The 25,780-nt window shown below is 66.3% G+C and carries 27 protein-coding genes and 1 riboswitch; of the genes, 11 read left to right on the top strand and 16 right to left on the bottom strand.

Features of this window, described 5'->3' with window-relative positions; genetic code table 11:
* Positions 1 to 49: 49 nt before the first annotated feature.
* A complete protein-coding gene (locus ABLE94_RS06130; RefSeq protein WP_348808317.1) occupies positions 50 to 502 on the top strand; it encodes a barstar family protein in 453 nt (150 codons plus the stop codon).
* A gap of 269 nt (positions 503 to 771) precedes the next feature.
* Here ABLE94_RS06130 and ABLE94_RS06135 read toward each other — a convergent pair whose 3' ends face one another.
* The 5 genes from ABLE94_RS06135 to ABLE94_RS06155 form a co-directional block, all read right to left on the bottom strand.
* Positions 772 to 2,319 (bottom strand): HNH endonuclease signature motif containing protein, encoded by a 1,548-nt coding sequence (locus tag ABLE94_RS06135; protein ID WP_348808318.1) that lies wholly within the window; start codon positions 2,317 to 2,319, stop codon positions 772 to 774.
* A gap of 484 nt (positions 2,320 to 2,803) precedes the next feature.
* On the bottom strand, positions 2,804 to 3,775 hold the full coding sequence (locus ABLE94_RS06140) for an ABC transporter substrate-binding protein (protein ID WP_348808319.1): 972 nt from the start codon (positions 3,773 to 3,775) through the stop codon (positions 2,804 to 2,806).
* A gap of 2 nt (positions 3,776 to 3,777) precedes the next feature.
* On the bottom strand, positions 3,778 to 4,725 hold the full coding sequence (locus ABLE94_RS06145; RefSeq protein ID WP_348808320.1) for an MTB12 C-terminal domain-containing protein: 948 nt from the start codon (positions 4,723 to 4,725) through the stop codon (positions 3,778 to 3,780).
* 111 nt (positions 4,726 to 4,836) lie between these two features.
* On the bottom strand, positions 4,837 to 5,598 hold the full coding sequence (locus tag ABLE94_RS06150; RefSeq protein WP_348808321.1) for a siderophore-interacting protein: 762 nt from the start codon (positions 5,596 to 5,598) through the stop codon (positions 4,837 to 4,839).
* Positions 5,599 to 5,734: 136 nt separating this feature from the next.
* The gene (locus ABLE94_RS06155) at positions 5,735 to 6,082 is read right to left on the bottom strand and encodes a GNAT family N-acetyltransferase (RefSeq protein WP_348805245.1); all 348 of its coding nucleotides are present in this window, start codon (positions 6,080 to 6,082) and stop codon (positions 5,735 to 5,737) included.
* 321 nt (positions 6,083 to 6,403) lie between these two features.
* Positions 6,404 to 6,516, top strand: a riboswitch (TPP riboswitch).
* Here ABLE94_RS06155 and thiC point away from each other — a divergent pair.
* The 3 genes from thiC to ABLE94_RS06170 all read left to right on the top strand — a co-directional run bounded on the left by thiC (position 6,511) and on the right by ABLE94_RS06170 (position 9,980).
* A complete protein-coding gene (gene thiC, locus ABLE94_RS06160) occupies positions 6,511 to 8,202 on the top strand; it encodes a phosphomethylpyrimidine synthase ThiC (RefSeq protein WP_348808322.1) in 1,692 nt (563 codons plus the stop codon). It overlaps the preceding riboswitch by 6 nt.
* A gap of 50 nt (positions 8,203 to 8,252) precedes the next feature.
* Positions 8,253 to 9,080: a bifunctional hydroxymethylpyrimidine kinase/phosphomethylpyrimidine kinase gene (gene thiD / locus ABLE94_RS06165; protein ID WP_425476158.1), complete on the top strand. Its 828-nt coding sequence runs from the start codon at positions 8,253 to 8,255 to the stop codon at positions 9,078 to 9,080.
* A gap of 102 nt (positions 9,081 to 9,182) precedes the next feature.
* The gene (locus tag ABLE94_RS06170) at positions 9,183 to 9,980 is read left to right on the top strand and encodes an HAD-IIA family hydrolase (protein ID WP_348808324.1); all 798 of its coding nucleotides are present in this window, start codon (positions 9,183 to 9,185) and stop codon (positions 9,978 to 9,980) included.
* A gap of 83 nt (positions 9,981 to 10,063) precedes the next feature.
* Here ABLE94_RS06170 and ABLE94_RS06175 read toward each other — a convergent pair whose 3' ends face one another.
* Positions 10,064 to 10,447 (bottom strand): SHOCT domain-containing protein, encoded by a 384-nt coding sequence (locus tag ABLE94_RS06175; protein ID WP_348808325.1) that lies wholly within the window; start codon positions 10,445 to 10,447, stop codon positions 10,064 to 10,066.
* 132 nt (positions 10,448 to 10,579) lie between these two features.
* Here ABLE94_RS06175 and ABLE94_RS06180 point away from each other — a divergent pair, with 132 nt between their 5' ends.
* Positions 10,580 to 11,626 carry an LLM class flavin-dependent oxidoreductase gene (locus tag ABLE94_RS06180; RefSeq protein WP_348808326.1) on the top strand — a complete coding sequence of 349 codons (1,047 nt, stop codon included), beginning with the start codon at positions 10,580 to 10,582 and terminating at the stop codon, positions 11,624 to 11,626.
* Here the strand turns inward: ABLE94_RS06180 and egtD are convergent.
* The 3 genes from egtD to ABLE94_RS06195 form a co-directional block, all read right to left on the bottom strand.
* Positions 11,613 to 12,566: an L-histidine N(alpha)-methyltransferase gene (egtD, locus tag ABLE94_RS06185; protein ID WP_348808327.1), complete on the bottom strand. Its 954-nt coding sequence runs from the start codon at positions 12,564 to 12,566 to the stop codon at positions 11,613 to 11,615. The two genes, ABLE94_RS06180 and egtD, sit on opposite strands and share 14 nt — an antisense overlap.
* Positions 12,563 to 13,834, bottom strand: a complete 1,272-nt coding sequence (gene egtB, locus ABLE94_RS06190) for an ergothioneine biosynthesis protein EgtB (RefSeq protein WP_348808328.1) — start codon at positions 13,832 to 13,834, stop codon at positions 12,563 to 12,565. The genes egtD and egtB overlap by 4 nt, the downstream gene beginning before the upstream one ends.
* Before the next feature lie 285 nt (positions 13,835 to 14,119).
* On the bottom strand, positions 14,120 to 14,614 hold the full coding sequence (locus ABLE94_RS06195) for a DUF5709 domain-containing protein (RefSeq protein WP_348808329.1): 495 nt from the start codon (positions 14,612 to 14,614) through the stop codon (positions 14,120 to 14,122).
* Between the two features lie 155 nt (positions 14,615 to 14,769).
* Between ABLE94_RS06195 and ABLE94_RS06200 the strand changes: the two genes are divergently transcribed.
* Complete coding sequence (locus tag ABLE94_RS06200; protein ID WP_348808330.1) at positions 14,770 to 15,348, top strand: hypothetical protein; 579 nt, start codon at positions 14,770 to 14,772, stop codon at positions 15,346 to 15,348.
* Positions 15,349 to 15,367: 19 nt separating this feature from the next.
* Here ABLE94_RS06200 and ABLE94_RS06205 read toward each other — a convergent pair whose 3' ends face one another.
* The 3 genes from ABLE94_RS06205 to ABLE94_RS06215 all read right to left on the bottom strand — a co-directional run bounded on the left by ABLE94_RS06205 (position 15,368) and on the right by ABLE94_RS06215 (position 17,218).
* Positions 15,368 to 15,517, bottom strand: coding sequence for a hypothetical protein (locus ABLE94_RS06205; RefSeq protein WP_348805255.1), 150 nt, complete (start codon positions 15,515 to 15,517; stop codon positions 15,368 to 15,370).
* A gap of 13 nt (positions 15,518 to 15,530) precedes the next feature.
* On the bottom strand, positions 15,531 to 16,031 hold the full coding sequence (locus tag ABLE94_RS06210; RefSeq protein ID WP_348805256.1) for a hypothetical protein: 501 nt from the start codon (positions 16,029 to 16,031) through the stop codon (positions 15,531 to 15,533).
* A gap of 749 nt (positions 16,032 to 16,780) precedes the next feature.
* On the bottom strand, positions 16,781 to 17,218 hold the full coding sequence (locus ABLE94_RS06215) for a DoxX family protein (RefSeq protein ID WP_348805257.1): 438 nt from the start codon (positions 17,216 to 17,218) through the stop codon (positions 16,781 to 16,783).
* Between the two features lie 295 nt (positions 17,219 to 17,513).
* On the opposite strand from ABLE94_RS06215, the gene ABLE94_RS06220 reads away from it, so the two are divergent.
* On the top strand, positions 17,514 to 18,878 hold the full coding sequence (locus tag ABLE94_RS06220) for a M1 family metallopeptidase (RefSeq protein WP_348808331.1): 1,365 nt from the start codon (positions 17,514 to 17,516) through the stop codon (positions 18,876 to 18,878).
* Between the two features lie 136 nt (positions 18,879 to 19,014).
* Here the strand turns inward: ABLE94_RS06220 and ABLE94_RS06225 are convergent, their stop codons facing one another.
* Complete coding sequence (locus tag ABLE94_RS06225) at positions 19,015 to 19,626, bottom strand: dTDP-4-dehydrorhamnose 3,5-epimerase family protein (RefSeq protein WP_348808332.1); 612 nt, start codon at positions 19,624 to 19,626, stop codon at positions 19,015 to 19,017.
* Positions 19,623 to 20,501 (bottom strand): glucose-1-phosphate thymidylyltransferase RfbA, encoded by an 879-nt coding sequence (gene rfbA / locus ABLE94_RS06230; RefSeq protein WP_348808333.1) that lies wholly within the window; start codon positions 20,499 to 20,501, stop codon positions 19,623 to 19,625. The genes ABLE94_RS06225 and rfbA overlap by 4 nt, the downstream gene beginning before the upstream one ends.
* Before the next feature lie 133 nt (positions 20,502 to 20,634).
* Between rfbA and rfbB the strand changes: the two genes are divergently transcribed.
* Positions 20,635 to 21,639: a dTDP-glucose 4,6-dehydratase gene (gene rfbB, locus ABLE94_RS06235; protein WP_348808334.1), complete on the top strand. Its 1,005-nt coding sequence runs from the start codon at positions 20,635 to 20,637 to the stop codon at positions 21,637 to 21,639.
* Between the two features lie 14 nt (positions 21,640 to 21,653).
* On the opposite strand, the gene ABLE94_RS06240 is transcribed toward rfbB, so the two are convergent.
* Both ABLE94_RS06240 and ABLE94_RS06245 read right to left on the bottom strand, forming a co-directional pair.
* Positions 21,654 to 21,797 carry a hypothetical protein gene (locus ABLE94_RS06240; RefSeq protein ID WP_348808335.1) on the bottom strand — a complete coding sequence of 48 codons (144 nt, stop codon included), beginning with the start codon at positions 21,795 to 21,797 and terminating at the stop codon, positions 21,654 to 21,656.
* Between the two features lie 7 nt (positions 21,798 to 21,804).
* Positions 21,805 to 22,710 (bottom strand): alpha/beta hydrolase, encoded by a 906-nt coding sequence (locus ABLE94_RS06245; protein ID WP_348808336.1) that lies wholly within the window; start codon positions 22,708 to 22,710, stop codon positions 21,805 to 21,807.
* A 107-nt stretch (positions 22,711 to 22,817) separates the two neighbouring features.
* Between ABLE94_RS06245 and galE the strand changes: the two genes are divergently transcribed.
* The 3 genes from galE (at position 22,818) to ABLE94_RS06260 (ending at position 25,773) form a co-directional block, all read left to right on the top strand.
* Positions 22,818 to 23,837: a UDP-glucose 4-epimerase GalE gene (gene galE / locus ABLE94_RS06250; RefSeq protein WP_348808337.1), complete on the top strand. Its 1,020-nt coding sequence runs from the start codon at positions 22,818 to 22,820 to the stop codon at positions 23,835 to 23,837.
* Positions 23,838 to 23,903: 66 nt separating this feature from the next.
* On the top strand, positions 23,904 to 25,349 hold the full coding sequence (locus ABLE94_RS06255; RefSeq protein WP_348805265.1) for a DHA2 family efflux MFS transporter permease subunit: 1,446 nt from the start codon (positions 23,904 to 23,906) through the stop codon (positions 25,347 to 25,349).
* Positions 25,342 to 25,773, top strand: coding sequence for a MarR family winged helix-turn-helix transcriptional regulator (locus tag ABLE94_RS06260; protein ID WP_348805266.1), 432 nt, complete (start codon positions 25,342 to 25,344; stop codon positions 25,771 to 25,773). Before ABLE94_RS06255 ends, ABLE94_RS06260 begins: the two co-directional genes overlap by 8 nt.
* Positions 25,774 to 25,780 lie beyond the last annotated feature (7 nt).

The following is a 25,780-nucleotide window of genomic DNA, read 5'->3' on the forward strand; positions in this document are numbered from 1 at the left end:
TATCGGCGAGTTCCTCTCTGATGCCGGAAGAGGTGGTCCCGCAGTCGGATTGACCACCGATACGCTGTCGGCGACATCACTGCCCGGCTCCGTCGCCGACTCGTGCGAGGTCCGCGTCGTCGAGAGCGACCGCCTCCGTTCGCTGCCGCAGCTGTACGCTGCATTCGCCGAGGCATGGGGATTCCCTTCGTCTTTCGGCAAGAACAAGGATGCCTTCGATGACGCGATGCGCGACCTGGGCAACCTGACCGCCGACGCCGGAAGTCCGCCACGGCGTGGCTACCTGACGGTGATCACCCACGCGCAGCACCTGCTGACCGCGTCGGACACCGACTTCGACTGGTTCGCCGAATCCCTGCCTTTCTACCGAGATCACTACCGTGATTTCTCCGATCCCCCGGCAACATTCGCCGTCCTCCTGTCGACGCCGACGTCATCCCGTCGAGCAACAGTGTCCCGCTGGCGGCACGCGGGCATCCGCCTGGCACCGGTCAGCGTGTGATCGGACCGGCCTACCGTCCATCCCACCGGTCGAGCCGCCCATCCCCCGCCGGTCGAGCCGCCTCGTGCGAGCTTGCGAGCCCGTGGCGTGTCGAGACCACCCAACCCGACGCCGGAAACCGACTGCAGCACAACCCAACCCCCGCCGGTCGAGGCGACCCTTCCGCCGGTCGAGCCGCCTCGTGCGAGCTTGCGAGCCCGTGGCGTGTCGAGACCACGCAACACGGTGCTGGAAAACGGTTGCAGCGCAGCACCACCCAGCGGCAGTGCCTACCGCGGATAGGTGGTGATGGTTTCCCCGGTGACGGGGTCGCGCCAGATGACCGCCCGGTCGGTGAGCATGGTGGGGATCAACAATCCCATGTGTTTTCGCTGATGGCACGATGTGCACAGCGGCATCAGGTTGAATTCCACCGTCCAGCCACCGGTTTTCGGATCGCGGTGCACGAACTTGACCACGTGATCGATCTCGCATTCACTGGCCGGCCGGCCGCAATGCGGGTATCGGCAGGTGCCATCCAACTCGATGATCTTCTCCCGCAACCAGGCTGGTATCCGGTAGGTGAGTGCACCTTTCGGTGGGGTGAGGTATCCGCCGTGCCCGGTGGGGTCGATCGGGGTTGCGGGGATCGGGTTGTCGGGGCGGCGCCACGCTGCGGGTAGCCGCTGCAACGTGGTGGCGGTGGTGCCGGTGTGGGGTACCTCGAGTCCGGGGAACTCGACGACGGTGACCAGCCCGGACCTGATGAGCGCGGCAGCGTGAGCATCGTCAATGACCCCGTAGCGTTCCAGCCGGGCTTCGCGCTCGCCGACGGGGTCGACGACGAGTTCCAGGGCCAGTTGCGGATCGACGTCAGCGTCTGACGACTCACCCTCATCGTCGGTGTCGGTGTCATCAGTGGTGTCGGACTCGGGGAACTCGAGTTGTGCGGCGAGTTCGGCGTCGACATCGTCGGGCAGCCCGACGGCGGGGTCGAGGTCGGCGGGTTCCTCCGGCAAGGGGATGGCCTTGGGGCAGTCGTCCCGACCGCATTGGCAGGATAGGCGTCCGCCAGGCAGTCCTTGGATATCGGCGAACGCCGCGACCTGCTGCTGACCCCGACGACGCGGGTCGCGGGCGCAGATACGTTCGCTGAGCAGCTGCGCGATCCGCGCGGCAAGGTGGGCTCCCATCTCCCCGGGGGCGTAGACGGAGATGCTGCAGTGCCCGTTGGTATCCCGGCGGACTCGCACACTCTGGTCGCGTTCGGCGGCTTCTTCGCGTCGGTCGGCGGCGCCGTCGGGATCCAGGGCAATCACCATCTCGACGACCTGCTCCCGCAGGGTCGGATCGGCCTGGTTGTATGCGGCGATCTCCAGGGCGCGGGTTTCGGCGAAGGCGCGGACATCATCGTCGTCGAGGATGGCGATCTCGTCGGCGATGATGCGGATACGTTCCAGGCAGTGATCGCCATCGAGGAAGGCGGCGGTGACGGTGGGTAGTTTCGACAGCAGGAAGCTGAGCATCATCCATGCTTTGGCTTGTGCGACCGAGATTCCCAGTGCGGTAGACACTTTGCCGGTGGCGGCCTTGTCGGGGCCGTCGTCGACGTGGCGGTTGATCTGGGTATCCGACATCAGCATGTCGAGGAACACGGTCTGCCCGATCCGCGCGGCTGACAGCACCTTTCGCGCGATGACCTGTCGTTCCTGGCGTTGCAGGGAGCGGGCCAGGGCGGTGGCCGCTTCGCCGGGGAGGTGATCGATCATGGCTGCGTCGTCGGCGGTCATCGACAACTCCGGAGCTGCGGTCGTGGCATCAATGATGTTGGCGGCCATGATGTTCACCCCCTCTGCTCGGTCGGATCAACTGAACTGTCACAAGTGTATCGAGGGGGTACGACATAACTTATCGGCACGGGACCGGTTGGGTATGAATGGCATCGACATCCACAGGATTGGGTTCTGTTGGCGGTAACCCGGTTTCGCTGTCGTCTTGCGGAGGTGGTCTCGATACGCGACGAGCTCGCTTCGCTCGCGCGGCGCACTCGACCAGCGGGGGTTACCCACCGCTGGCCTAGTGGGGCGGAGCTTGCGGAGCCCGTATCCGCCGGGCCGAGCTTATCGAGGTCGAGGCCACTTCGGTGAGTGGAAGCTGGTGCTTACGCGACGCTTTCGCCTTGCGGGGTGGTCTCGATCGCGACGAGCTCGCTTCGCTCGCGCGGCGCACTCGACCAGCGGGCGTTACCCACCGCTGGCCGAGTAGGCGAGGAGCGATAGCGACGAGCCGTATCGAGGCCACCTTGGTGGGTGGAAGCTGGGCCTACTCCTCCGCCGCCCGTGCGAGCGCCCGCTTGAGCAGGTCGAGGACGTAGACGGTGGCGTTGGGGGAGGGTTCGTTGAGACCGGTCACCTGCACCGTGTCCATCAATGTGACCGCACCGGCTTTCACCGAGTCGAGATTCTGGTATCCGGGAAGTCCGGGCAGTCGCTTACGCAGGTCGTCGTTCTGGACGCCCATGACGAGGAGGTCGGAGTTGAGCCACGGGATGTTCTCCGCGCTGATCTGGAACCGCGGCTCACCGGTCTTCTGCGACTGCGCGATCAACCGTGGTGCCATCACCAGGCCGAGCGATGTGAACAGCTGTCCGGCACCGTCATTGGGGTCGCCGAGCACGGAGAACTGGTCGGTGCCGTAGAGGTAGGCGAAGGTGTAGGCCTTGCCCTTGATGCCGGGATACTCGTCGGCGAGGGCCTTGATTTTGGCGTCGACGCCGGCGATGATCTCCTTCGCCTTGTCCGGCTGATGCAGGATCGTTCCCATCAGGGTCACCATGTCCTGCCACGGATCCACCTGTGCGCCACTGATCTTGTCGATCGTCGGTGCGATGTCGGTGAGCTTGTCGAACACACCGCTCATCGAGGCGAAGCCGGGTGCGACGATGAGATCGGGCTCGAGTTTCGCGACATTGGCGACGACGTCGTCGTTGGGATTGAGCGCCGTCGAGTCGGCGAGTTTGTTGCCGAACCAGGGCGGGTTCTGGCCGCCCTGCGCTTGGATCGTGTCGTAGTACCCGACGGGTGTCACCCCGAACGACAGCAGCACGTCCGTCCACTGCCCGCCGAGGGTGACGATGCGCTTCGGGGTCTCCGGGATGGTGATGGACCGGCCGTCGGGCAGGTTGATCTGCACTGTGCCACCGGCACTCTCGTCGTCCGACGACGAGCACCCGGCGACACCGACGAGGACGACCGCGGCGAGCATCAGCGCCAGCAGGGCGCGCAGCCTGGTCATCCTCAGGCGACCGAGCACGGGACCATGGCGTATGCGGCGATCACACACACACTCTCATTGGAGAGTTTCCACTTGCCGTCGAGCCAGAACCACTTCATCGGCTTGTACCGAGATCCGTAGCCCGGCACCGACATCTGCAGTTGCGCATTCATCGTGGTGCCGTTCACGGTGACCGGTCCGATGATCTGGTAGGTGAAACCGGAGTTCGGGTAGGACGCCAGCAACCGCGAGACGGTGTCGACCGAAATGAGGGCCTGATTACCGCCCTGCAACTCCGACGCACGCGACGCACGCGGCGCGCTGGTGTTCATGACCGTCTTGACCTTGGTGGTCAGCTGGCCCGGGGTGAGCGCCGCCGGTGCGGCAGCCGCCTGCTGCTGGGTCGGTTGGGCGCCTGCTGCGGGCGCACTCGTCACTGCCGGGGCCCCGGCCGCGGGAGCTCCGGTGGCCGGCGCTGCTGCCGCCGGTGCACCACCGGGCGCTCCGGCCTCGGGCACCTGTTCGGTGGGTGCCGCAGCCGGCGCCTGTCCCGCGGGAGTCTGTCCGGCCGGCGCCTGCCCGGCGGCCGGGGACGACCCGGCCGGCGCGGCACCGAGCGCCTGCGTGTTCGCGGCGCCGCCGAGGTTCACCACGGTCGGCTGGGCTGCGGTGTTGCTGCCACCGTTGTCGCCGTCGGCGATGAGCAGGCCGACGACGCCGATCGTGACGATGAGTGCAGAGATGATGGCGGCCACACCCGCCGAGGCGAGCACCGTCGGCCAGCTCACGCCGCCGCCGGAGTCCGAGCCCGAGTCCACGGAAGCGTCGGCCGCCGCCGGTTGGTCGACGGCGTACTGCTCGGTCGGGTAGTCGTCGGCCGGGTACGCGGACCCGTATGCCTCGTCGTAGGGGGCATCTGCCCCGCCCGCCGCCCCGCCGCCAGCGTCGTTACCGGTCGATCCCTGTGTCATGTCGTACTCCCGTCATAGCCGGAGTCCACCCCCGGAACCCCGCTGAAGGAGAGGCTAACCTGTCTGTTCGCGATTCCCAACCCGGTATTGCCCAGACCGAACCCCGAGCAATCAGGACGGATCGGCCTCCGGCCGCCAGTAGGCCTGCGCCTTCACGCCCTTCTTGCCGAGGCCGAAGTCCTCGCGCAGCACCCCGGCGACGGCTCGAGTGCTGGTGGAATCCAGGGCGACCCAACCGAATTGGCCGGCCGACGGGGTCGCCGCAGCGCGCACCGCGTCGACCAGCGCCGCGCCGTCACGTTCGCGGCGAACCCAGTGCAGCGTGTCCTGCGGCCGCAGCCGGATCGGCAGATCCTTGTCGTCATCGTGGGCGTATTCGAACCAGATCGTGGCCGCCACCTCGGGCGACGACGACGCACTCAACGCGTCGAGCAACGAATTGATCGCCGGCAGCGAGGCCGGATCACCCGCGACGAGCCATCCCGTGGGAGCCGGCTCCGGGATGGCGAATTTCGATCCCATGAACGTGGCACCGATCGTCGCCCCCGGCTGCGCGGCCAGAGCCCAGCGTGCCGCCGCACCGTCGTGGATGGCGAACTCGATGAAGAATGCGTCGGCCGCGGCGTCCGCGTCGGCGAGGGTGTAGCCGCGCTGATGTGCCTTCCCGTTGGACTCGAACCACAACCGGACCCACATCGTCGGATGGATCGGGCGGTCGGCAAGCAGGCCGCCGCCGGTGAATCCGACGCGGATGTAGTGATCGGTGATCAGCTCGCTGCTGGTGACGGTGAATTCGTAGTCGTCGGCGCGGAGCAGCTTCAGGATCGCTCCCTGGATACCCCTCGACGGCGCCTTGTGCTGGGTCTCGGCCATGCCGGACGTCCCCTTTCCTCGACTGCAGTTGAGGTCAGGGTAACCTAAGTTGAAACTGTCTAGCCCCGGCAGATCAGGCCACCAGTACGTTCACCCCCTCGGCAGCGGCACGACTACACCGGAGCCAGAGGCACGACTACACCGGCGCCAGAGGCACGACACCGGGATGATGGTCCAGGAAATCCTTGGTGAAAGTACACACCGGACGCACCCGCGCCCCCTGGTCGCGAATGTAGGCGAGCGCACCCCGCGTCAATCGGGTGCCGAGGCCGTGCCCGGTGTACTCGTCGTACAGAACGGTGTGCAGCACCGTCACCGTCCGTTGCCCGTCGACGTCGTCGATCGAGTAGCCCAGAACTCCGACGAGGTCACCGGCTACCCACAGTTCGAATCGCTCCCGCTCGGGGTTGTGCACCACCTGCGAGATCTGCTGAAGAATCGACTGCGCCGTCTGCGGCGGGCGGTGCCGGTGTTTGCGTTGCATGTGTCCATATCCCTTATGCCGTCGTCCGGTGAACGACGAACCCAGCCGACCGGCGCCCCTTCCGGTCGGCGAACCACTCCCTGTGATCCCGGTCACACACTACATTACGGTTCCGTAGGTGGGTGACATGAACGCATCGGCCTGTGGACGAATCCGTTACGGTTCGGCCACCGCGGACACGCATCCGCGAAACGTTTCCGGCCCCCTGCCACCGACACCATCCTCCGGTCCATCGGCGCCACACCACCCGATGTCGATCGGATGAACCCCGACCCGCGTATGCTCGTCCCTGCACGACGACGATGCACATCGTCGGTGCACAACTTCACACGCGGGGGCTCCCACGTACCGGGGGCTGAGATGGCGACGGGCGGTCGCCGACCGCCCGAACCTGTCCGGGTAATGCCGGCGTAGGGAGACTACAGACCATGGGCACACCTGTATCCGGTGACCGCACACGCACCACCGACACCGTCGACGGCTCGATCCTGACCACCGGCCCGATCCAGGGCAGCACCAAGCACTACCTCGAGGTGGACGGCCTGCGCGTCGGCCAACGCCGCATCCACCTCACCAACGGCGAACATCTCGACGTCTACGACACCTCGGGCCCCTACACCGACGACGCCGCCGTCATCGACGTCGAGCAGGGTCTGCCACCGACCCGCGATTCCTGGACGCGGCCCGCTCCGGTCGATGGCGCCTCGACCCAATTGGCCTGGGCGCGTGCGGGAATTGTCACCGACGAGATGCGGTTCATCGCCGCCCGCGAGGATGTCGACGTCGAACTCGTGCGCCGTGAGGTCGCCGCCGGACGAGCGGTGATCCCGGTCAACCATCGACACCCCGAGTCGGAGCCGATGATCATCGGCAAGGCCTTCGCGGTGAAAGTCAATGCCAACATCGGCAATTCGGCCGTCACCAGCTCCATCGCCGAGGAAGTGGAGAAGATGGTGTGGGCCACGCGGTGGGGTGCCGACACCATCATGGACCTCTCCACCGGCTCCGACATCCACATGACCCGCGAATGGATTCTGCGCAACTCGCCGGTTCCCGTCGGCACCGTGCCGATCTACCAGGCACTGGAGAAGGTGAAGGGGGACCCGACCAGGTTGACGTGGGAGATCTACCGCGACACCGTGATCGAGCAGGCCGAGCAGGGTGTGGACTACATGACGGTGCACGCCGGCGTGTTGTTGCGGTACGTGCCGCTGACCGCCCGCCGGGTCACCGGCATCGTCTCGCGCGGCGGGTCGATCATGGCGGCATGGTGCCTCGCCCATCACGAGGAATCGTTCCTGTACACCCACTTCGACGAGCTCTGTGAGATCTTCCGCCGTTACGACATCACCTTCTCTCTCGGCGACGGACTGCGTCCCGGCTCGATCGCCGATGCCAACGACGAGGCCCAGTTCGCCGAACTGCGTACCCTCGGGGAACTCACCCGAATCGCGAAATCCCATGGCGTGCAGGTGATGATCGAGGGCCCCGGCCATGTGCCGATGCACAAGATCGCCGAGAACGTGCGACTCGAGGAGGAACTGTGCGAGGAGGCGCCGTTCTACACCCTCGGCCCACTGGCCACCGACATCGCCCCGGCCTACGACCACATCACCTCGGCGATCGGTGCGGCGATGATCGCCCAGGCCGGCACCGCCATGCTGTGTTACGTGACGCCGAAGGAACATCTGGGCCTCCCCAACCGTGACGACGTCAAGGTCGGCGTCATCACCTACAAGATCGCGGCACACTCCGCCGATCTGGCCAAGGGCCATCCGCGCGCACAGGAACGCGACGACGCACTGTCCAAGGCACGCTTCGAGTTCCGTTGGAATGACCAGTTCAACCTGGCACTCGACCCGGACACCGCACGCGACTACCACGACGAGACGCTGCCCGCCGAGCCGGCCAAGACGGCTCACTTCTGCTCGATGTGCGGCCCCAAGTTCTGCTCGATGCGGATCTCGGCCGACGTCCGCGCCTACGCCGAGGAGAACAATCTGGTGACCGCCGAGGACATCGACCGCAAGATCGCCGCCGAAATGGCAGCCAAATCAGCGGAATTCGCCGACGCGGGCGGACGTATCTACCTTCCCATCGAAACGGGCAGCACTCCGTGAACTCCCCTCTCCTGCCCACCGCCCCGCCGGGGGCCACGCCGACGCGGGTGATGACCGTTGCCGGTTCGGATTCCGGTGGCGGCGCGGGTATTCAGGCCGATCTGCGGACCTTCGCGCTACTGGGCCTGCACGGATGCGTCGCCGTCACCGCGGTCACCGTGCAGAACTCGGTGGGCGTCAGCGGATTCCAGGAGATCGACCCGGGTATCGTTGCCGCCCAGATGCACTCGGTGGTCTCCGACATCGGGGTGTCGGCGGTCAAGACCGGCATGCTCGCCTCGGCGCCGATCATCGACGCCGTGGTGACCGCATGCACCGAACTCGGCATCGGAGGCAATGCGCCCGTCCCGCTGGTGGTCGATCCGGTGAGCGCATCGATGCACGGTGACCCGCTGCTGGCCACCGAGGCGCTGGACACGTTGCGCACCAACCTGTTTCCGTTGGCGACGCTGGTGACCCCAAATCTCGACGAGGTTCGACTGCTGACCGGGATCGAGGTGGTCGACGCCGACACCCAACGTGCCGCCGCCCACGCCCTGCACGCACTCGGTCCGCGTTGGGTGCTGGTCAAGGGCGGGCACCTGCGGACCAGCGCGCAGAGCCCCGATCTCCTGTTCGACGGTGAGCAGTTCCTCGAGTTCACCCACGAACGTATTGACACCGGCCACGATCACGGCGCCGGCGACACCCTGGCGGCGGCGACGGTATGCGCTCTCGCACACGGGAAATCGGTGCCGGATGCGGTCGAATTCGCCAAGGAGTGGGTGACGCGCGGGCTGGCCGCCGCCTATCCGCTCGGCGCGGGCCACGGACCGGTCAATCCGCTGTGGCGGGTCAGTGCGGCGCCGGACGGTGAGACAGCACGTTGGCCACGTTGACCGTCAGGATCGGTACCGCGCGCACGAGTTCGGTTCCCACGAGGGTAGGGCACGCCCACGATCCGACTGCCCGACGGGCCGAGAGCGACGTAGCGTAGACCCATGACCTGGACCTACCTGATGGATATGGACGGTGTGCTCATCCGCGAGGAGCACCTGATCCCGGGCGCCGATGCGCTCATCGCCGAACTCCGTGACCGCGGCATCCCGTTCACCGTGCTCACCAACAATTCGATCCGCACGCCCCGTGACCTGCGCGCCCGACTCCTGCGCATCGGCCTCGACATCCCCGAGGACGCCATCTGGACCTCCGCGTTGGCCACCGCGCGATTCCTCGACACCCAACGTCCCGGCGGTAGCGCGTACGTCGTCGGCGAATCCGGCCTGACGACGGCTCTGCACGACATCGGTTACGTCATCACCGATGTCGACCCGGACTACGTCGTCCTCGGGGAGACGCGGACGTATTCGTTCGAGGCCATCACCACCGCGATCCGCCTGGTGGAGCGCGGTGCGCGGTTCATCGCCACCAATCCCGACGCGACCGGGCCGTCGACGCAGGGCCCGCTGCCCGCGACGGGTGCGGTCGCCGCGTTGATCACGCGTGCCACCGGGCGGGACCCCTACTACGTCGGCAAACCGAATCCGCTGATGATGCGCTCCGCCCTGCGCAAGATGGGCGCGCATTCCGAACACACCCTGATGATCGGCGACCGGATGGACACCGACGTCATCTCCGGACTCGAGGCGGGACTGCAGACATTGCTTGTGCTGTCCGGGATCTCGACCATCCAATCGGTGGAACTGTTCCCCTACCGGCCCACGCGGGTGATCGACTCGGTGGCAGATCTCGTCGGGCACACCACCAATCCGTTCGGCGGCGAACCCGACAGCCTCTGAGGCCTGAGTCCGGCCCGACAAACGCCGACCGCCCACCCGGTGAATCCGGATGGGCGGTTGAGGAGCGGCAAGACTTGAAGAGCTCAGTGAGCGAGCGCCTTCGCCTTGAGGGCCTCGTACTCGTCGGCGCTGATCGCACCGGAATCCAACAGCGACTTGGCGTCGGCGATCTGCTGCGCGGGAGAGGTACCGGCGACCGACTGGATGTACTTGTCGGACTCCTTCTTGTACTCGGCCGCCGCCGCCTGCGAACGCTCGGCCATGCCCTGACCCTTGGCCAGCAGGTACACCAGCGCGGTCAGGTACGGAACGATGATCAGGAAGATCACCCAGATCGCCTTCGAGAAACCGGACGCCTTATGGTCACGGAAAAGGTCGGCGATGATGTACCAGAGCACCACCAGGTACGCGACGAACGCGAAGATGATGATCATCGACCACAGGAAGTTCCAGAACGAATCCCACACGGGAGTGCTCCTTGCAAAATAGTGAAGCGACCAGTTTTCTGGCCAGCAATAGCATTGCACATATTCGCGTATTCATAGTGAGGCAAACGGCTCTTTTCGTGCCAACGTCTCCCTCGTCACCCGGCGGGCACAATGGACCTCGTGAATCTCGAACTCGGACTCGACACCTTCGGTGATGTCACCGTCGACGACGACGGCGCACCGATCACCGCGGCGCACTCGATACGGAATCTCCTCGATCAGGCCGTCCTCGCCGACGCGGTCGGCGTCGACTTCCTCGGCGTCGGCGAGCATCACCGCGACGATTACGCGGTATCCGCGCCCGAGGTGGTGCTGGGTGCCGTCGCGGCCCGCACGACCCGGATGCGGCTGGGCTCGGCGGTCACCGTCCTGTCCTCCGACGACCCGGTCCGCGTCTTCGAGCGGTTCCCCACCGTCGACGCCCTGTCGTCCGGTCGTGCCGAGGTGATACTGGGGCGCGGCTCGTTCACCGAGTCCTTTCCGCTGTTCGGCTATGACCTCGAACAGTACGAGGAGCTCTTCTCCGACAAACTCGAGTTGTTCTCCCACCTGCGCACCGGCAACCCGGTCACCTGGTCGGGCACCACGCGCGGCCCGCTGAGCAACCAGATCGCGCATCCGCAGCTGGAGAATCCGCCCCTGCCCGCCTGGATCGCGGTCGGCGGGAGTCCCGAATCGGTGGTACGCGCCGCGCGGCACGGACTGCCGCTGATGCTCGCGATCATCGGCGGCGACCCGCTGCGGTTCGCACCGTATGTCGACCTGTACCGTCGCGCGCTCGACCAACTCGGCAAGCCGACGGACCTGCCGGTGGGTGTGCACTCCCCCGGCCACGTCGCCGACACCGATGAGCAGGCCCGCGACCAACTGTGGCCGCACTACCGCTCGTACGTGTCGCGGATCGGCGCGGAACGCGGCTGGCCGCCACCGACACGCATCGAGTTCGAACGATCCACCGGACCGGGTGGCTCACTCTACGTGGGCTCGCCGGAGACGGTGGCCGGCAAGATCGCAACCACCGCCCGCGCGCTCGGTCTCTCCCGGTTCGACATGAAGTACTCCCATGGCACCCTGCCGCATAGCGCCCTGATGCGCAGTGTGAAACTGTATGGCACGCAGGTCATTCCGCGGGTGCGGGAGTTGCTCAGCGACGACTGAGGGTCAGCAAGAAGTCCCCGTGCGGGTCGGTCCAGCTGGTGACGTGCGCCAATCCGGCGTCGGCGAGTTCGGCGTCCAGGGTGGCCGGATCGAACTTGGTGCTGATCTCGGTGAGGATCTCCGCGCCGGCCGGTAGTACCCAATCTCGTTGCAGCACCGCGAGATACGCCCGGACGTCCCGACGGGCCCGCAGCCACATCTCGATGCGGTGCCGGGCCGGATTCCACCGTGCGATGTGGTCGAAGTCGTCGGCGTAGAGTCCCGTCGCGGCCAGCCCGGTACGGAGCACCTCGATCATGTTGCGGTTGAAATCCGCTGTGACACCCGCCCTGTCGTTGTAGGCGGCGACCAGACGCCCGGTGTCCTTGATGAGGTCGGCACCGAGCAGGAAGTGGTCGCCGACCGCGAGTGACGCCGCGAGCCCGTCGAAGAAGGCGCGCCGCGCGTCGTCGTCGAAGTTGCCGATCGTACCGCCGAGGAATACGACGAGGCGGTTCCCCGGCGAACCCGGAAGTGTCAGTTCGGATTCGGTGAAGTCGGCCTCGGTGGGTTCGATCGCGATGCCCGGGTAGTCGCGCGCCAGGATCGTCGACGACTCGGCCAGCATCTCGGCACTGACATCCACCGGCACGTAGGTGACGTCGACACCCGCGGCGGCCCGCGCGGCGAGCGCATCGAGCAGTAGACGCGTCTTGGTGGAGGTGCCGGAGCCGAGTTCGACCATGGTGGTGGCGTTCGACGTGGCGACGATGTCGCGCGCGTGCGCCCGCAGGATCGCCGTCTCCCGACGTGTCGGGTAATACTCGGGGACGCGGGTGATCTCGTCGAACAACCGGCTGCCGCGTTCGTCGTAGAGCCACTTCGTCGGCAGCACAGGCGGATCGAGCCACAGTCCGGCCAGCGCGTCGGCGGCCAGCGGTGTTACGGCCTCAACGGTCACCGCGCCAACCTCAGCCCGGCGAACACCCACCGCGACGGAGCCGGGAAGAAGTTCCGGTACGTCGGACGTTCATGCCCTCGCGGGGTGATCGCGCTCGCTCCCCGCAGGACGTGCTGATCGGACATGAACTTGCCGTTGTACTCCCCGACCGCACCATTGGCGGGCACGAAACCCGGGTAGGGCAGATACGCGCTCGCGGTCCACTCCCAGACGTCGCCGATCATCGCCGCCCCGGCCATGCCCGGGTGGCATCGGTCCGGGTCGAGGAGCTCACCCCGTTGCGAGCCGAGCGCGCAAGCGGCTGCCTCCCATTCGAATTCGGTCGGCAGTCGGGCTCCGGACCACCGGGCGAAGGCATCCGCCTCGTAGAAGGACACGTGCATCACCGGTTCGCCGAGTTCGACGCGTCGTCGCCCGGACAGTGTGAAGGTGGTCCATTCGCCGTCGTCGAATCGCCAGTAGCCCGGTGCGTCCCAGCCGTGCTGACGAATCGTGGCCCACCCGTCGGACAGCCAGAACTCGTGGCGCCGATAACCGTCGTCGGCCATGAATTCCAGCAAATCGGCGTTGGTGACGGCGCGTTCGGCAATCTCGAAGTCCTCCAAGAACACTCGATGCCGCGGACTCTCGTTGTCGTAGGAGAAGCCCACTCCCGGCGCCGCCCCGATCTCGGTGATGCCGCCGGAGACCGACCGCCAGGTGGTCGGGCCGGTGGATGTGGGCGTGTCCGGGTCCCGGTCGACGTACACCGGTCCGGGTGAGAGCGGGATCGTGGAGAACAGGTGCTTGATGTCCATCAGGAGCAATTCCTGATGCTGCTGTTCGTGATTACAGCCCAGTTCGAGTAGGTCGAGGGCGTCGTCGTCGAGGGCGCCACGGGTGAGGACGTCCTCCATCGCACCGTCGACGTAGTTGCGGTAGTGCGTGATGTCGTCCACGCCGGGTCGGGTCACGAGTCCGCGGTCGGGGCGTGGGTGCCGTTCGCCGACCGCCTCGTAGTAGCTGTTGAACAGGTAGCGGTAGGTTTCGTCGTACACGGTGTAGGACGGGTCGCGCCGCAGGATGAACTCCTCGAAGAACCAGGTGACATGCGCGCGATGCCATTTCGCCGGACTCGCCTCGGTCATCGACTGTGGCGTCTGATCTTCTGCCGACAGTCGCGCCGACAGCAGGTCGGTCAGCTCCCGGACCTCTCGAAAGCGTTGCGCCGGTGACTGATCGGCGTGGGTACCGTCTGGGCTGGTGGAGATGCGTTCGGTAATGCTCACTGGAGTACCTCCCGTGGCGTGTGGACCCCGGGCTCTCCCGAGTCGTCGTAGTCCATCGTTCCTACGACGCGTGAAACTGTCAACGCGCCGAGATCACGCGTATTCCGTTCGGCACCGGCGCCGGACGCCCCGCGCGCCGTGCCGTGCCGCGGTCACAACGCGAAACGACCGGTCCCACACGGAACTCCTCCGTGTGGGACCGGTCGCGTGGCGAGGTGCCGCAAGACCGGTTGCCCGGTAACGACTCTCGCATTCCGGACATGGTTGCGTGCGGCAAGCCCCAGGTCAGAACTCGTCGCCGACGACGTGCACCGCCGCCTCCTCCGCGCTGGCGCCGGCGCCGTCGATACCGCAGTCAGAGGCGACGGCCTCGGATTCGGTGTCCACACCGTCACCCCGATCGGGTGCGAGCAGGCGGCCGGCTCGACGCTCGCCCACCTGGTCGGCCCCCTCGGCGAATTCGTCGTCGGCGTCGGACTCGTGCGACTGCCAGTCCCGCTTCTCGTCGGCGACGATGTCGTCGAGCGGGTCGGTCGCACCGACGTCGGGCTCTTCCTCGGCGAGCTTCTGATCGAGCGTCTCCCCGTCACGCATCTCCTGGGCCGTCAACCCGTGGACGGCCCCCTTGGGCGCGTAGTCGGGCGGCGAGAAGCCTTCGTCGAGGACGTCGTCCACTCCTCGATCGTCGAGGGTGTCCTCGGGCTGCAGCTGATCGTCGGGGTCGAGGCTGTACTCGCCGTCGGAGCCTTCAGGGGTGCTGTCGTTGTCGTATCCGCTCACACTTCCAACGATGCCAGGCCGCACCGCACTAGGCCAGTATCCCCAGGTAATTGGGGTATTTCTGCCCTGAATCCGACCGTCGACGCCCATAGGCGGCCGGTAACATGTTTGTGAAACAGATCACTTTCTGCTGCTGCGTCGGCGACAATCGAGTCGTGATCGAGGAAATGCAGGACGAAGCCCGGTCCTTGCTGTCGGCCGGTGAGTACGGACATGCACTGGCCAAGTTCTCGGTCTTGCGCGAGATCCGATCACGCCGCGAGGGACCGTACTCGCCGATGTACCTGTCCAACCTGCACGATTCGGTGCGCTGCATGTCGCATCTGCACCTGTGGGCCGACGCGACGCCTCTGTGCCGCGAACTGCACGGCAAGTACGTCCGGACCCACGGTCGCGGCGAGGCGGACACCGTCGACGTCGCCAAACACTGGGCGTGGGCGCTGGTCCACCTCGACGACTACCCGCCCGCGGTGCGGCTGTATCTGCTGACCGCAGATGCGCTGTGGGATGTGGACCGCGATCAGGCGCACCGGCTGCTCGGTGCGGCGTTGACTCACCGACACGGCCTCGAGCCCGAAACCCTGGTGACGCCCGGCGAGATCGACGGCGTCGGACTTCGTCACGCCGACGACGTGCTGGCCGACCTCACATCGCTGCGCACCCACCTTCCCGACGGCGCCGAACTCGACCGCACGGCATTCGACCGCACCAGTATTGATGGGTTGGTGGCGTAGCCTCGCCCGGCCCGACCGGTCAGCGACGCCGTTGCTGCCGACGGATGTCGACGCTCTGCCTGCTGAAGTAGGCGCGTGAGCGCCGGTTCCATAGCAGGTAGTACATGAAAACGTTGATCGCGATGACAATCACGGCGATGACGATCACGATCACAATGGCGGCTTCCACCTGTCCTCCTTGATCACGCGTAGGCGAAGAGGGCGGCGAAGCCCACGAAGTACAAGACCACGAACGCGACGGGGATGAGCACCACCACCGAGATCCGGATAATTCCGATGACCGTGTAGTACAGGTACGCCCCGCGCGCGCCTCGCAGATACGAAATGGCGATCCACAGATCAATCGCCCAGAAAACCAGCACGGCTATCGACACGGCGAGCAGGTAGTCGTGATAGCCGGTGAGATCCCAGCCCGAGACGGTGGTGGTCTCGTACCCGTAGTCCGAGTACGTCGTGCTGCTCGACGGGGCTTGGGACCAGCTGTCGATGCTGAGGAACCACACCCACCAGATCGCCTCGCTGACCCCGATCAACACGAGCCCGATGACCTGCCACCACCCGAAGAACGTCACCTGCCAGGGACGCCGGGTGGCGACCTCGACCGGATCGGCACCGAGCACGATCACCGGTTGGTACACGTGCAGGGGAGCCACGGCGGGCGTCGCCAGCACCGGCGCGGCCACCACGGGTCCCGAGACGACAGTCCCGGCTACCACGGGCGCTGCGGCAGAGGCCGGAACCGGCAGCGGCCAGTCCTGAGATCGGCGATGCGATGCCCTCGATGACGGAGGGGTCGACGCACCCGACGGTGGTGGAGGGGGCGGCGGAGGCGGTACCGACCGCGCCTTGGGCGGAGGCGGTGGGGGTGGCGGCGGCGGTGCGGCAGCCGCGCCGAACGTACTCGGCCGAGCGGGACGCGGTCCGGACGGCGGGCCGGGATACGACATTGTCCGATTTTAGGGCCCCGGACCTGCGCAGATCTGTCGCCCATTCAGAGGAAATCGACAGCGCCGCCTCATCACCGACAGCACCCTCACCCGCGTTGACAGCGCTCTCGTCCACGTTGACAGCGCTCTCGTCCACGTTGACAGCGCTGTCGTCATCACCGACTCAGGCGGCGACGTCGAGTCCGTCACCGAATCGACCGATCTCGCGACGCGGTCCGTCGGTGGCACGGGGTAGGCCGAGGTGCTTGCCCATTTCTAGACATCCCGCCGAGTACAGAAAGGCGGTGACCTGCGGTTTTGGCGCGAGGCTACTTCGAGAATGTCTAGAAATGGGCAACGGGGTGGCATGCGCGACGCAGACGGCACCGTACGCGAGGCGTGTGGGGTGGTCGTTTCTGATGGGACTGGTGTGTTGTGGAGGTTGGTCGACGCGACGTTGACGGCGCCCATATACGAGCGCCGTCAACCTTCGTCCCACTCAGTCCTCAGTCGACCGCAGCCGAGCGTCGCCGGCCTCGACCCCGCACGAGATAGTTGTCGGCCGCGAACACTCCCGCATTGGCGAAGCCCACGGCGAGGAGCCCGGCGATCAGCGCGAGAGGCCATTCCCAGCCGGCCTTGCCGTCGGCCACCCAGAAGCCCAGGTCCCAGTGGACGTAGTAGATCGCGCCGATCATGTCGATGACCAGCAGCACCGAGACGATGGGCAGCAGCAATCCGAGGATCAGCAGGATGCCACCGACGAACTCCACCCAGGTCACGGCGTAGGCGGAGAAGCCAGGCGCGACCACGCCCATCCCTTCGAAGTTCGCCTTCACACCGGAGATGTGGAAGGTGTTGAGTTTCTGCCACCCGTGGGCGATGAAGATGCAGCCGAGGATCACTCGGGCCGCCAAGAGGGCTATGCCCCGGAATCCGTTCATCTTGCTCTCCTTTTCGACGAGTACGTCTTGTGGACTGTCTCCGCTATCGACCACCACAACCTATACGGACCACGGTCCGCTTACAACGTGGCCCGACCGGAGCCAACCGATGCGCACGATGGCCGGAAGGTAGTCTGAGTGTCCGCAAGGTCGGAGTGACATCGGTGCATCTCGGAGCGATCGTCATCTGGTCGAGAGCTTCGACATCAGCCTGTGACCAGATCGCGATGCACCGTGACATCGACGCCTCCGATGCGGCAGTTCGGCGAGTTCATGAAGAGGCGAGGAGATGTGGGTGCCGGGTAAGTCGGGCAGAGGCGCACGGCAACCGGGCTCCGGGCAACCGGTATTGGGTTCACCGACCGACGTCCTCGATCCCTACCTCCCGGACAACGGAAACCTCGGATACCGCATCAGCCGATACGACCTCGACCTCATGTACAAGGTCTCCGGCAACCGGCTCGAAGGCACCGCCACACTGACCGCGACCTCGCACATCGATCTCCGTCGGTTCAGCCTCGATCTGGCCAACACCCTCACCGTCACACGCGTGAGCGTCAACGACAAACGCGTCCGCTATTCGCACCGCAACAAGAAGCTGACGATCACATCGGCCGATCCCATTCCGCCCGGTGGCGCAATGACGATCGTGGTCCGCTACCACGGCTCCCCTCGCCCGATCCGCGGCTCCTGGGGCGAGGTGGGCTGGGAGGAGCTCACCGAGGGCGCACTCTGCGCGAATCAGCCCAACGGTGCGGCATCCTGGTTCCCCTGCGACGACCACCCGATCGCCAAGGCGCCCTACCGCATCTCCATCACCACCGACAGCCCCTATTACGCACTGGCCAACGGCGTCCTGGAGTCCAAGCGGGCACGCGCCGCCCAGACCACGTGGGTGTATCACCAGGTGGAACCGATGCCGACCTACCTCGCGTCCATCCAGATCGGGCCGTACAAGAAGGTCTCACTGGCCACCAAGCCGTTGCCCGTCGACGCGGTGATCCCGCCGCGGCTGACCAAGAACTTCGACGTCGACTTCGGCCGGCAACTCGAGATGATCGACGTCTTCGTCGAGATGTTCGGCCCGTATCCGTTTCCGCGCTACACCGTCGTCGTCACCGACGATCCCCTCGAAATACCCATTGAGGCACAGAGCTTTTCGACGTTCGGCGCGAACCACTGCAATGGCACCCGGGATTCGGAACGACTCGTCGCACACGAACTGGCGCATCAGTGGTTCGGCAATTCGGTGACGCTGGCCCGGTGGCGTGACATCTGGCTGCATGAGGGATTCGCCTGCTACGCGGAGTGGTTGTGGAGCCAACGTTCCGGCGGTCGAAGCGCCGACGAATGGGCGCGCCACTACTACCAGAAGCTCGCCGCCTCCCCCGTCCGTGTGCCCCTCGCCGATCCGGGCCCGCGCAAGATGTTCGACGACTGGGTGTACAAACGCGGTGCGATCACCCTGCACGCCCTCCGTCTGACCATCGGCGACGGCAACTTCTTTGCTCTCCTGCACAGGTGGACCGAAAAGTACCGGTACGGATCGGTGACCACCGAGGACTTCATCGCCCTGGCGGCCAACTTCTCGTCCACCCCGCTGCAGGATCTGTGGCAACGCTGGTTGTTCACCCCTGCGCTGCCGCCGTTCCCGAGTTGACCCGCACGCCCTACGGGGCACTGCCGAAAGGTGTTGGGCGAGAAAGAATAGCTCCTCCCCCAAAGTGCGTGATCGTCGGCGGGAAGCAACCGGCGGATGAATCGGGTACTGGGGAAGAGCTCTGCCTGCGAGGCATTCAGAGCCCGGTCAGATACTCCGTGACCTCGTCATATCGCGGCAGCAATCCGGACCCGGCAGCCTCCGAAAGGCCCGGCGCTGCCGTGTCTTTCGCGGACAGCTCGTAGCTCAGCGTACTGCCGTCGCGCCCCCTCGTCGGCCACTCGATGCCGAGTTCTTCATCGAGCGGGTTGATGCCGTGTTCGGCACCCGGGTTGTACCCCGTCGAACACAGGTAGGTCACCGTCGAACCGTCGGCCAGCGAGAGGAACGCATGCCCCAGCCCCTCCGAGAGATACACCGTGCGGCGGTCGACGTCGTCGAGCAGCACTGTGTCATAGGTGCCGAAAGTCGGTGAGCCGACCCTGATGTCGACGATCACGTCGAGGATGGCACCCGACGGACAGGTGACGTACTTCGCCTGCCCGGGCGGCACGTCGGCGAAATGCACACCCCGTAACACACCGGCGGCCGACACGGACAGATTCACCTGCGCGAGGTCGAAGCGGTGGCCGATGGTCTCACCGAGGACGTCGGCCTTGAACGCCTCGGTGAACAGCCCACGCGCGTCGCCGTGCAGCACCGGGGTGAACTCCCACGCCCCGTCAATGGACAGTGGCCGAACCTTCACGCGAACCCCTTTCCGCGGGCGAGGATGTCGAGGAGGTAGCCACCGTAGCCCGACTTGCGTAGCCGTTCCGCCCGGGCGGCCAGCTCGTCGTCGCTGAGATACCCACGCCGCCAAGCAATTTCCTCGGGCACCGCGATCTTGAGGCCCTGCCGCTGTTCGACGGTGCGAACGAAGTTCCCGGCGTCGAGCAGCGAGTCGAAGGTGCCGGTGTCGAGCCAGGCGGTCCCGCGCGGCAGGACGGTCACCTTGAGTTCGCCGCGTTCGAGGTAGTGGGCGTTGATGTCGGTGATCTCGTATTCGCCTCGTGCACTGGGTCGCAGACCGCGGGCGATCTCGATCACGTCGTTGTCGTAGAAGTACAGTCCCGGCACCGCATAGTTCGATTTCGGTGCGGCCGGCTTCTCCTCCAGCGACACCGCGGTCCCCGTGTGATCGAATTCGACGACGCCGTACGCGCTCGGCTCGGCCACCCAGTAGGCGAAGATCGCCCCACCGTCGATGTCGCCGAAGCCCTGCAACTGCGAACCGAGCCCGGGGCCGTAGAAGATGTTGTCGCCGAGCACCAGGGCCACCGACTCGTCGCCGATGTGGTCGGCGCCGAGGGTGAACGCCTGCGCGAGCCCCTCGGGCGCGGGTTGGGTGATGTAACTCAGCTCGATCCCGAACTGCGACCCGTCACCGAGCAGCCCGCGGAAGGCGGCCTCGTCCGACGGCGTGGTGATGATCAGGATCTCGCGGATTCCGGCCAGCATCAGCGTCGAGAGCGGGTAGTAGATCATCGGCTTGTCATAGACAGGGACGAGTTGTTTGCTCACCCCCTGCGTGATGGGGTGCAGCCGACTCCCCGTTCCTCCGGCCAGAATGATCCCGCGCATACGGGCAGCCTAGGGCATGTCTCGTCATGCCGAAGCCTGCGCGGCGTCTCACATCACCACTCCGCCCGACGGATGTCCGACCACCTCGGTATCGTCTGAATCCACACGATCACTCGAGGAGATGTGGGAGACGATGCGCGTTCTGGTCACCGGGGGTGCCGGATTCATCGGCGCGAACTTTGTGCTTCGTACCGTCGCACGACGTCCTGACGTGCGCATTCGCGTACTCGACAAGCTCACCTATGCCGCCAACCCGGCCACCCTGGCGCCGGTGTCGGACGTCGTCGAGCTGATCGAGGGCGACGTCGCCGATGCGACCCTCGTCGATCGGCTGGTCAACGACTCCGACCTCGTGGTGCATTTTGCCGCCGAATCCCACAATGACAATTCGCTCGCCGACCCGTCGGCGTTCATCCAGACCAACCTGGTGGGCACCTACACCCTGCTCGAGGCGGTCCGCCGGCACGACGTCCGGTATCACCACATCAGCACCGACGAGGTGTACGGCGACCTCGAACTCGACGACCCGGCCCGCTTCACCGAGTCGACCCCGTACAACCCGTCGAGCCCGTACAGCTCCACCAAGGCCGGCAGCGATCTGCTGGTGCGTGCCTGGGTGCGTTCCTTCGGGGTGGCCGCGACCATCTCGAACTGCTCCAACAACTACGGCCCGTATCAGCACGTGGAGAAGTTCATCCCGCGGCAGATCACCAACGTCCTCTCCGGTGTCCGGCCCCGCCTCTACGGCGACGGCCGCAACGTGCGCGACTGGATTCACGTCGACGACCACAACGACGCCGTGTGGACCATCATCGAGACGGGCCGGATCGGGGAGACCTATCTGATCGGCGCCGACGGCGAGGTGGACAACCGCACCGTCGTCGAGACCATCCTGGAACTGACGGGACAACCACGCGACGCCTTCGACTTCGTCACCGACCGCCCCGGCCACGACCTTCGCTACGCGATCGACTCCACCCGCCTGCGCACCGAATTGGGTTGGCGGCCACAGTATGTCGACTTCCGTTCCGGCCTGGCCGCGACCATCGACTGGTATCGCGCCAACCCCGACTGGTGGCAGACCGCCAAGGAATCAGCGGAGTCGAAATACGCTGTCACCGAACGGGTTCTGGGCTGACGCCGTCCCCTCGCTCAGCGACGACGATCACCACGGTCGCCGCCATCGGCGTTACGACGGCGGTGACGGCCACGGCCGGTCACCACGCTGATGAGGGCATAGATTCCGCCGACGAACCACAGGATCATGACGACGATCAGCACGTAGTCCCAGATCACCCGTCCCTCACACCCCCACCGGCACCGTCGCCGTCAGGAACGCGATCTGATCCCCGACCACCCGCTCGAACGCGTCCCCGACGTAGATGTCGAAGTGTCCATACGGGTAACGCTCCAGCGTGATCATCGGATTCGATTGCGCCGCACGCACAGTCGGTCCCACCGGCGCGACGGTGTCGGCGTCGCAGGCACACACCAGGGTGGGGATGCGGATCTTTTTCATCGACCGCGCCGGCGAATGGAACGGGATCGCCAGACCAATCCGGGCGGCCACCTCGTTGCGGAACGCCGATCCCTCCGGCACCAGTGTGAGATACCCGGGCACCACATCGGGGGCGGTCATCAGCGCCGCGTCGTGACCGGTGCCGGCGAGTTCGACGAGCACCGGCTCGCGGCGCGCCACCATTGACGCGAGATCGGCGATACCCCGCGCGACCACCTTGGCCGCACCCCGGCGATCGAGCACCAGTGTCGACGCCGGACCACTGGTGAACGGGCACTGCGAGATCGCTGCCGCCAGATCGGGATGACGAGCGGCCACCACCAGCGCATGACCACCGGAGAACGACGACCCCCACACGATCACGCGGGCTGCGTCGACGCCGGGCAGGCTGCGCACGTAGGAGATGGCGGCGTCGTAGTCGGCGAGTTGCCGGCGGACCGACAGCAACTGCCGGGGTTGCCCGTCGCTGTCGCCGAAGTGCCGGTAGTCGAAGACCAGGCACGCATATCCCGCCTGGGCGAAGCGCTCGGCGAAGGCATCCAGTCGCATGCCCCGTACCGCACCGAGTCCGTGCGCCATCACGATGACCGGCGGATCCGGTGTTCCCGGCTCCGTATCCGGCCGGTACCACCACGCCCGGATCGTCGTACCCGACGACGCGAACTCCACGTCGGACCGCTGCACACCCATATCCATCCCTACACAGTCTTGTCGCGGGCGTCACCGTTGTCGTCCGGTCGCGCGGATCACAGCATCCTCGCGGCCATCTGCCAGGCTCGCCGCCTACCGTGAACAGTATGCGTGTACTCGTCAGCGGCGGAGCCGGCTACATCGGCTCACACACCGTCATCAGACTCGTCGAATCCGGCCACGACGTGCTCATCGTCGACGACTTCTCCAACTCCAAGCCGACGGTCATCGGCCGGCTCGAGGCCCTGACCGGCATACATATCCCCGTGCATGCCTTCGACCTCACCGACATCGACAAGACCGAGCATCTGTTCGCCCACGAGCAGATCGACGCCGTCATCCATTTCGCCGGCTTCAAGGCCGTCGGCGAGTCGGTGGCCAAGCCGCTCGACTACTACCAGAACAACCTCGACTCGACGTTCTCACTGCTGCGGGCGATGGGCCGGCACGGCGTGTCGACGTTGGTGTTCTCCTCGTCGGCCACGGTCTACGGCGCCGAGCCGGTGCTGCCGATGACCGAGGACTCCCCCACCTCGGCGACCAACCCGTACGGCTGGACCAAGGTGATGATCGAGCAGGTGCTGCGCGACGTCGCCGCCAGTGACGACGCCTGGCGCATCGCGGCGCTGCGGTACTTCAACCCGGTCGGCGCCCACCCGAGCGGGCAGATCGGCGAGGACCCCTCCGGCATCCCCAACAACCTGATGCCCTTCGTCGCGCAGGTCGCCGTGGGCCGTCGGGACAAGCTGTCGGTCTTCGGAGACGATTACGACACCCCGGACGGCACCGGGGTGCGCGACTACATCCACGTCGACGACCTCGCCGCCGGTCACGTCGCCGCCCTGGAGCGGATCAGCACCGCCACCCCCGGCCTGTCGGTATGGAATCTCGGTACCGGACAAGGGGTTTCGGTGCTGGAGGTGATCAAGGCCTTCGAGCGTGCCAGCGGCCGGGAGATCCCGTATGAGATCGCACCGCGTCGCCCCGGCGACATCGCCGCGTCCTACGCCGATCCGTCGCGGGCCAACGCCGACCTGCGCTGGAGCGCGGAGAAGACCATCGACGACATGTGTGCCGACACCTGGCGGTGGCAGTCGGGCAATCCGAACGGCTACCCCGACGCCTGACCCCCCGCCGGAAACTCATCACCACGGGCCCTGGCCGGATATTAGTTGTAGTTCTACAATCTTTGTATGTCCACAACTACCTCCGTCGAGTTGACGCCTCGCCGCAAGGCGATCATCCTCGCGACCTGTTGTATGAGCCTGCTGATCGTGTCCATGGACGCGACGATCGTGAACGTCGCCCTTCCCGCGATCCGCACCGACCTCGACGCCTCGGTCTCCTCCCTGCAGTGGGTCATCGACATCTACACCCTGGTACTGGCCAGCCTGCTGATGCTGTCCGGGGCGACCGCCGACCGGTACGGCCGGCGCCGCGTCTTCCAGATCGGGCTGATCACCTTCGCCGTCGGCTCCCTCGCCTGCAGTCTCGCCCCGTCGATCGGCATCCTCATCGCCGCCCGCGCCTTGCAGGCGATCGGCGGCTCGATGCTCAATCCGGTGGCGATGTCGATCATCACGCAGGTCTTCGCCGACCCCAAGGAACGCGCCCGGGCCATCGGCATGTGGGGTGCGGTCGTCGGGATCTCGATGGCCGTCGGCCCGATGGTCGGCGGCGCGCTCATCGACCTCATCGACTGGCGGGCGGTGTTCTGGGTGAACATCCCGATCTGCCTCATCGCGGTGACGTTGACCGCGCTCTACGTGCCAGAATCACGCTCGCCCGTCATGCGCACGCTGGATCCCGTCGGCCAGGCGCTGGCCGTCCTCGCGCTCGCCGCGGTCGTCTACGGCCTGATCGAGGGACCTGGTCACGGGTGGGGATCGCCGCGCACGATCATCGTGTTCGCCGTGGCCGCACTCGCCTTCGTCGGATTCCTCATCGCCGAACGCCGTCATCGCGATCCGTTCATCGACCTGCGCTTCTTCCGGAGCGTGCCGTTCTCCGCGGCGACCGCCATCGCGGTCTGCGCCTTCGCGAGCTGGGGTGCGTTCCTGTTCCTGATGTCGCTCTACCTACAGGAGATCCGCGGCCTGTCCGCGATCGCGACCGGTGCGATGCTCGTACCCGCCGCGCTCGCCGTACTGATCCTCTCGCCGCTGTCCGGGCGGGCGGTCGCCCAGTTCGGTACGCGTCCGTCCCTGGTGGTGGCCGGCGTCGCGATGCTGATCAGTTCGGCCCTGATGATCACCATCGACGCCGGCACCTCCCTGGTGCAGATCGGCATCATCTTCGCGATCTTCGGCATCGGATTCGGCGCCATCAACGCCCCGATCACCAACTCCGCGGTCAGCGGCATGCCACGGCACCGGGCGGGTGCGGCGGCCGCGGTGGCCTCGACCAGCCGCCAGGTCGGCGTCAGCATCGGCGTGGCCCTGGCAGGCAGCATCACCGGCGTCGCCGCGGCCGGGATCGGCCCGTCGTTCAGTACCGACATGCACCCGATGTGGCTGCTGGTCGTGGTGTTCTCCGCGACCATCCTGATCCTGGGAATCGTGTCGACGACGCGGTGGGCCAAGCGCACCTCCGACGAGGTGGCTCGCGTGCTGATCGATCCGGAGCCGAGTCGTGGCTGATGACACCCCGGTGAATGCCGACGAACTTCGGGCGGAGCTGTGGCGGACGATCGTGTCGGCGGTGATGAATTCGCGCGAGGAATGGCGACGCGCGGTGATCGCGGCCACCGGCCTGCCCTTCAGCCGTATCCGCATCCTGCGGCGCGTGGCACGAGAACCGTTGACCCTCACAGAGTTGGCCCGCGCGGCGACAGTCGACGCCCCGGCCGCCTCGGTCGCCGTATCCGAGCTCGAAGAGGCGGGCTATGTGGTCCGCGAGGTCTCCACCAGAGATCGCCGAAGAAAGTACGTGCGCATCACGCCGGCAGGTCTCGACATCGTCAATACTGTTGCCGCCGTTCCTGATCCGGCCCCGCCGGCACTCCAGGACGCAACGCTGGACCAGCTGCTGGTGATCGGCGAGGTCTTTCGCGCGGTGACATGAGCATTCG

This window comes from Gordonia sp. VNK1, from assembly GCF_040049135.1.
Lineage (GTDB): Bacteria > Actinomycetota > Actinomycetes > Mycobacteriales > Mycobacteriaceae > Gordonia > Gordonia oleivorans.

What these genes read in the sequence shown, in the direction of transcription:
- ABLE94_RS06135 (WP_348808318.1), bottom strand. Translation starts at nt 2,319, where the DNA reads ATGGCCGCCAACATCATTGATGCCACGACCGCAGCTCCGGAGTTGTCG.
- ABLE94_RS06140 (WP_348808319.1), bottom strand. Translation starts at nt 3,775, where the DNA reads ATGACCAGGCTGCGCGCCCTGCTGGCGCTGATGCTCGCCGCGGTCGTC.
- ABLE94_RS06145 (WP_348808320.1), bottom strand. Translation starts at nt 4,725, where the DNA reads ATGACACAGGGATCGACCGGTAACGACGCTGGCGGCGGGGCGGCGGGC.
- ABLE94_RS06150 (WP_348808321.1), bottom strand. Translation starts at nt 5,598, where the DNA reads ATGGCCGAGACCCAGCACAAGGCGCCGTCGAGGGGTATCCAGGGAGCG.
- ABLE94_RS06155 (WP_348805245.1), bottom strand. Translation starts at nt 6,082, where the DNA reads ATGCAACGCAAACACCGGCACCGCCCGCCGCAGACGGCGCAGTCGATT.
- thiC (WP_348808322.1), top strand. Translation starts at nt 6,511, where the DNA reads ATGGGCACACCTGTATCCGGTGACCGCACACGCACCACCGACACCGTC.
- thiD (WP_425476158.1), top strand. Translation starts at nt 8,253, where the DNA reads ATGACCGTTGCCGGTTCGGATTCCGGTGGCGGCGCGGGTATTCAGGCC.
- ABLE94_RS06170 (WP_348808324.1), top strand. Translation starts at nt 9,183, where the DNA reads ATGACCTGGACCTACCTGATGGATATGGACGGTGTGCTCATCCGCGAG.
- ABLE94_RS06180 (WP_348808326.1), top strand. Translation starts at nt 10,580, where the DNA reads ATGGACCTCGTGAATCTCGAACTCGGACTCGACACCTTCGGTGATGTC.
- ABLE94_RS06215 (WP_348805257.1), bottom strand. Translation starts at nt 17,218, where the DNA reads ATGAACGGATTCCGGGGCATAGCCCTCTTGGCGGCCCGAGTGATCCTC.
- rfbA (WP_348808333.1), bottom strand. Translation starts at nt 20,501, where the DNA reads ATGCGCGGGATCATTCTGGCCGGAGGAACGGGGAGTCGGCTGCACCCC.
- rfbB (WP_348808334.1), top strand. Translation starts at nt 20,635, where the DNA reads ATGCGCGTTCTGGTCACCGGGGGTGCCGGATTCATCGGCGCGAACTTT.
- ABLE94_RS06245 (WP_348808336.1), bottom strand. Translation starts at nt 22,710, where the DNA reads ATGGGTGTGCAGCGGTCCGACGTGGAGTTCGCGTCGTCGGGTACGACG.
- galE (WP_348808337.1), top strand. Translation starts at nt 22,818, where the DNA reads ATGCGTGTACTCGTCAGCGGCGGAGCCGGCTACATCGGCTCACACACC.
- ABLE94_RS06255 (WP_348805265.1), top strand. Translation starts at nt 23,904, where the DNA reads ATGTCCACAACTACCTCCGTCGAGTTGACGCCTCGCCGCAAGGCGATC.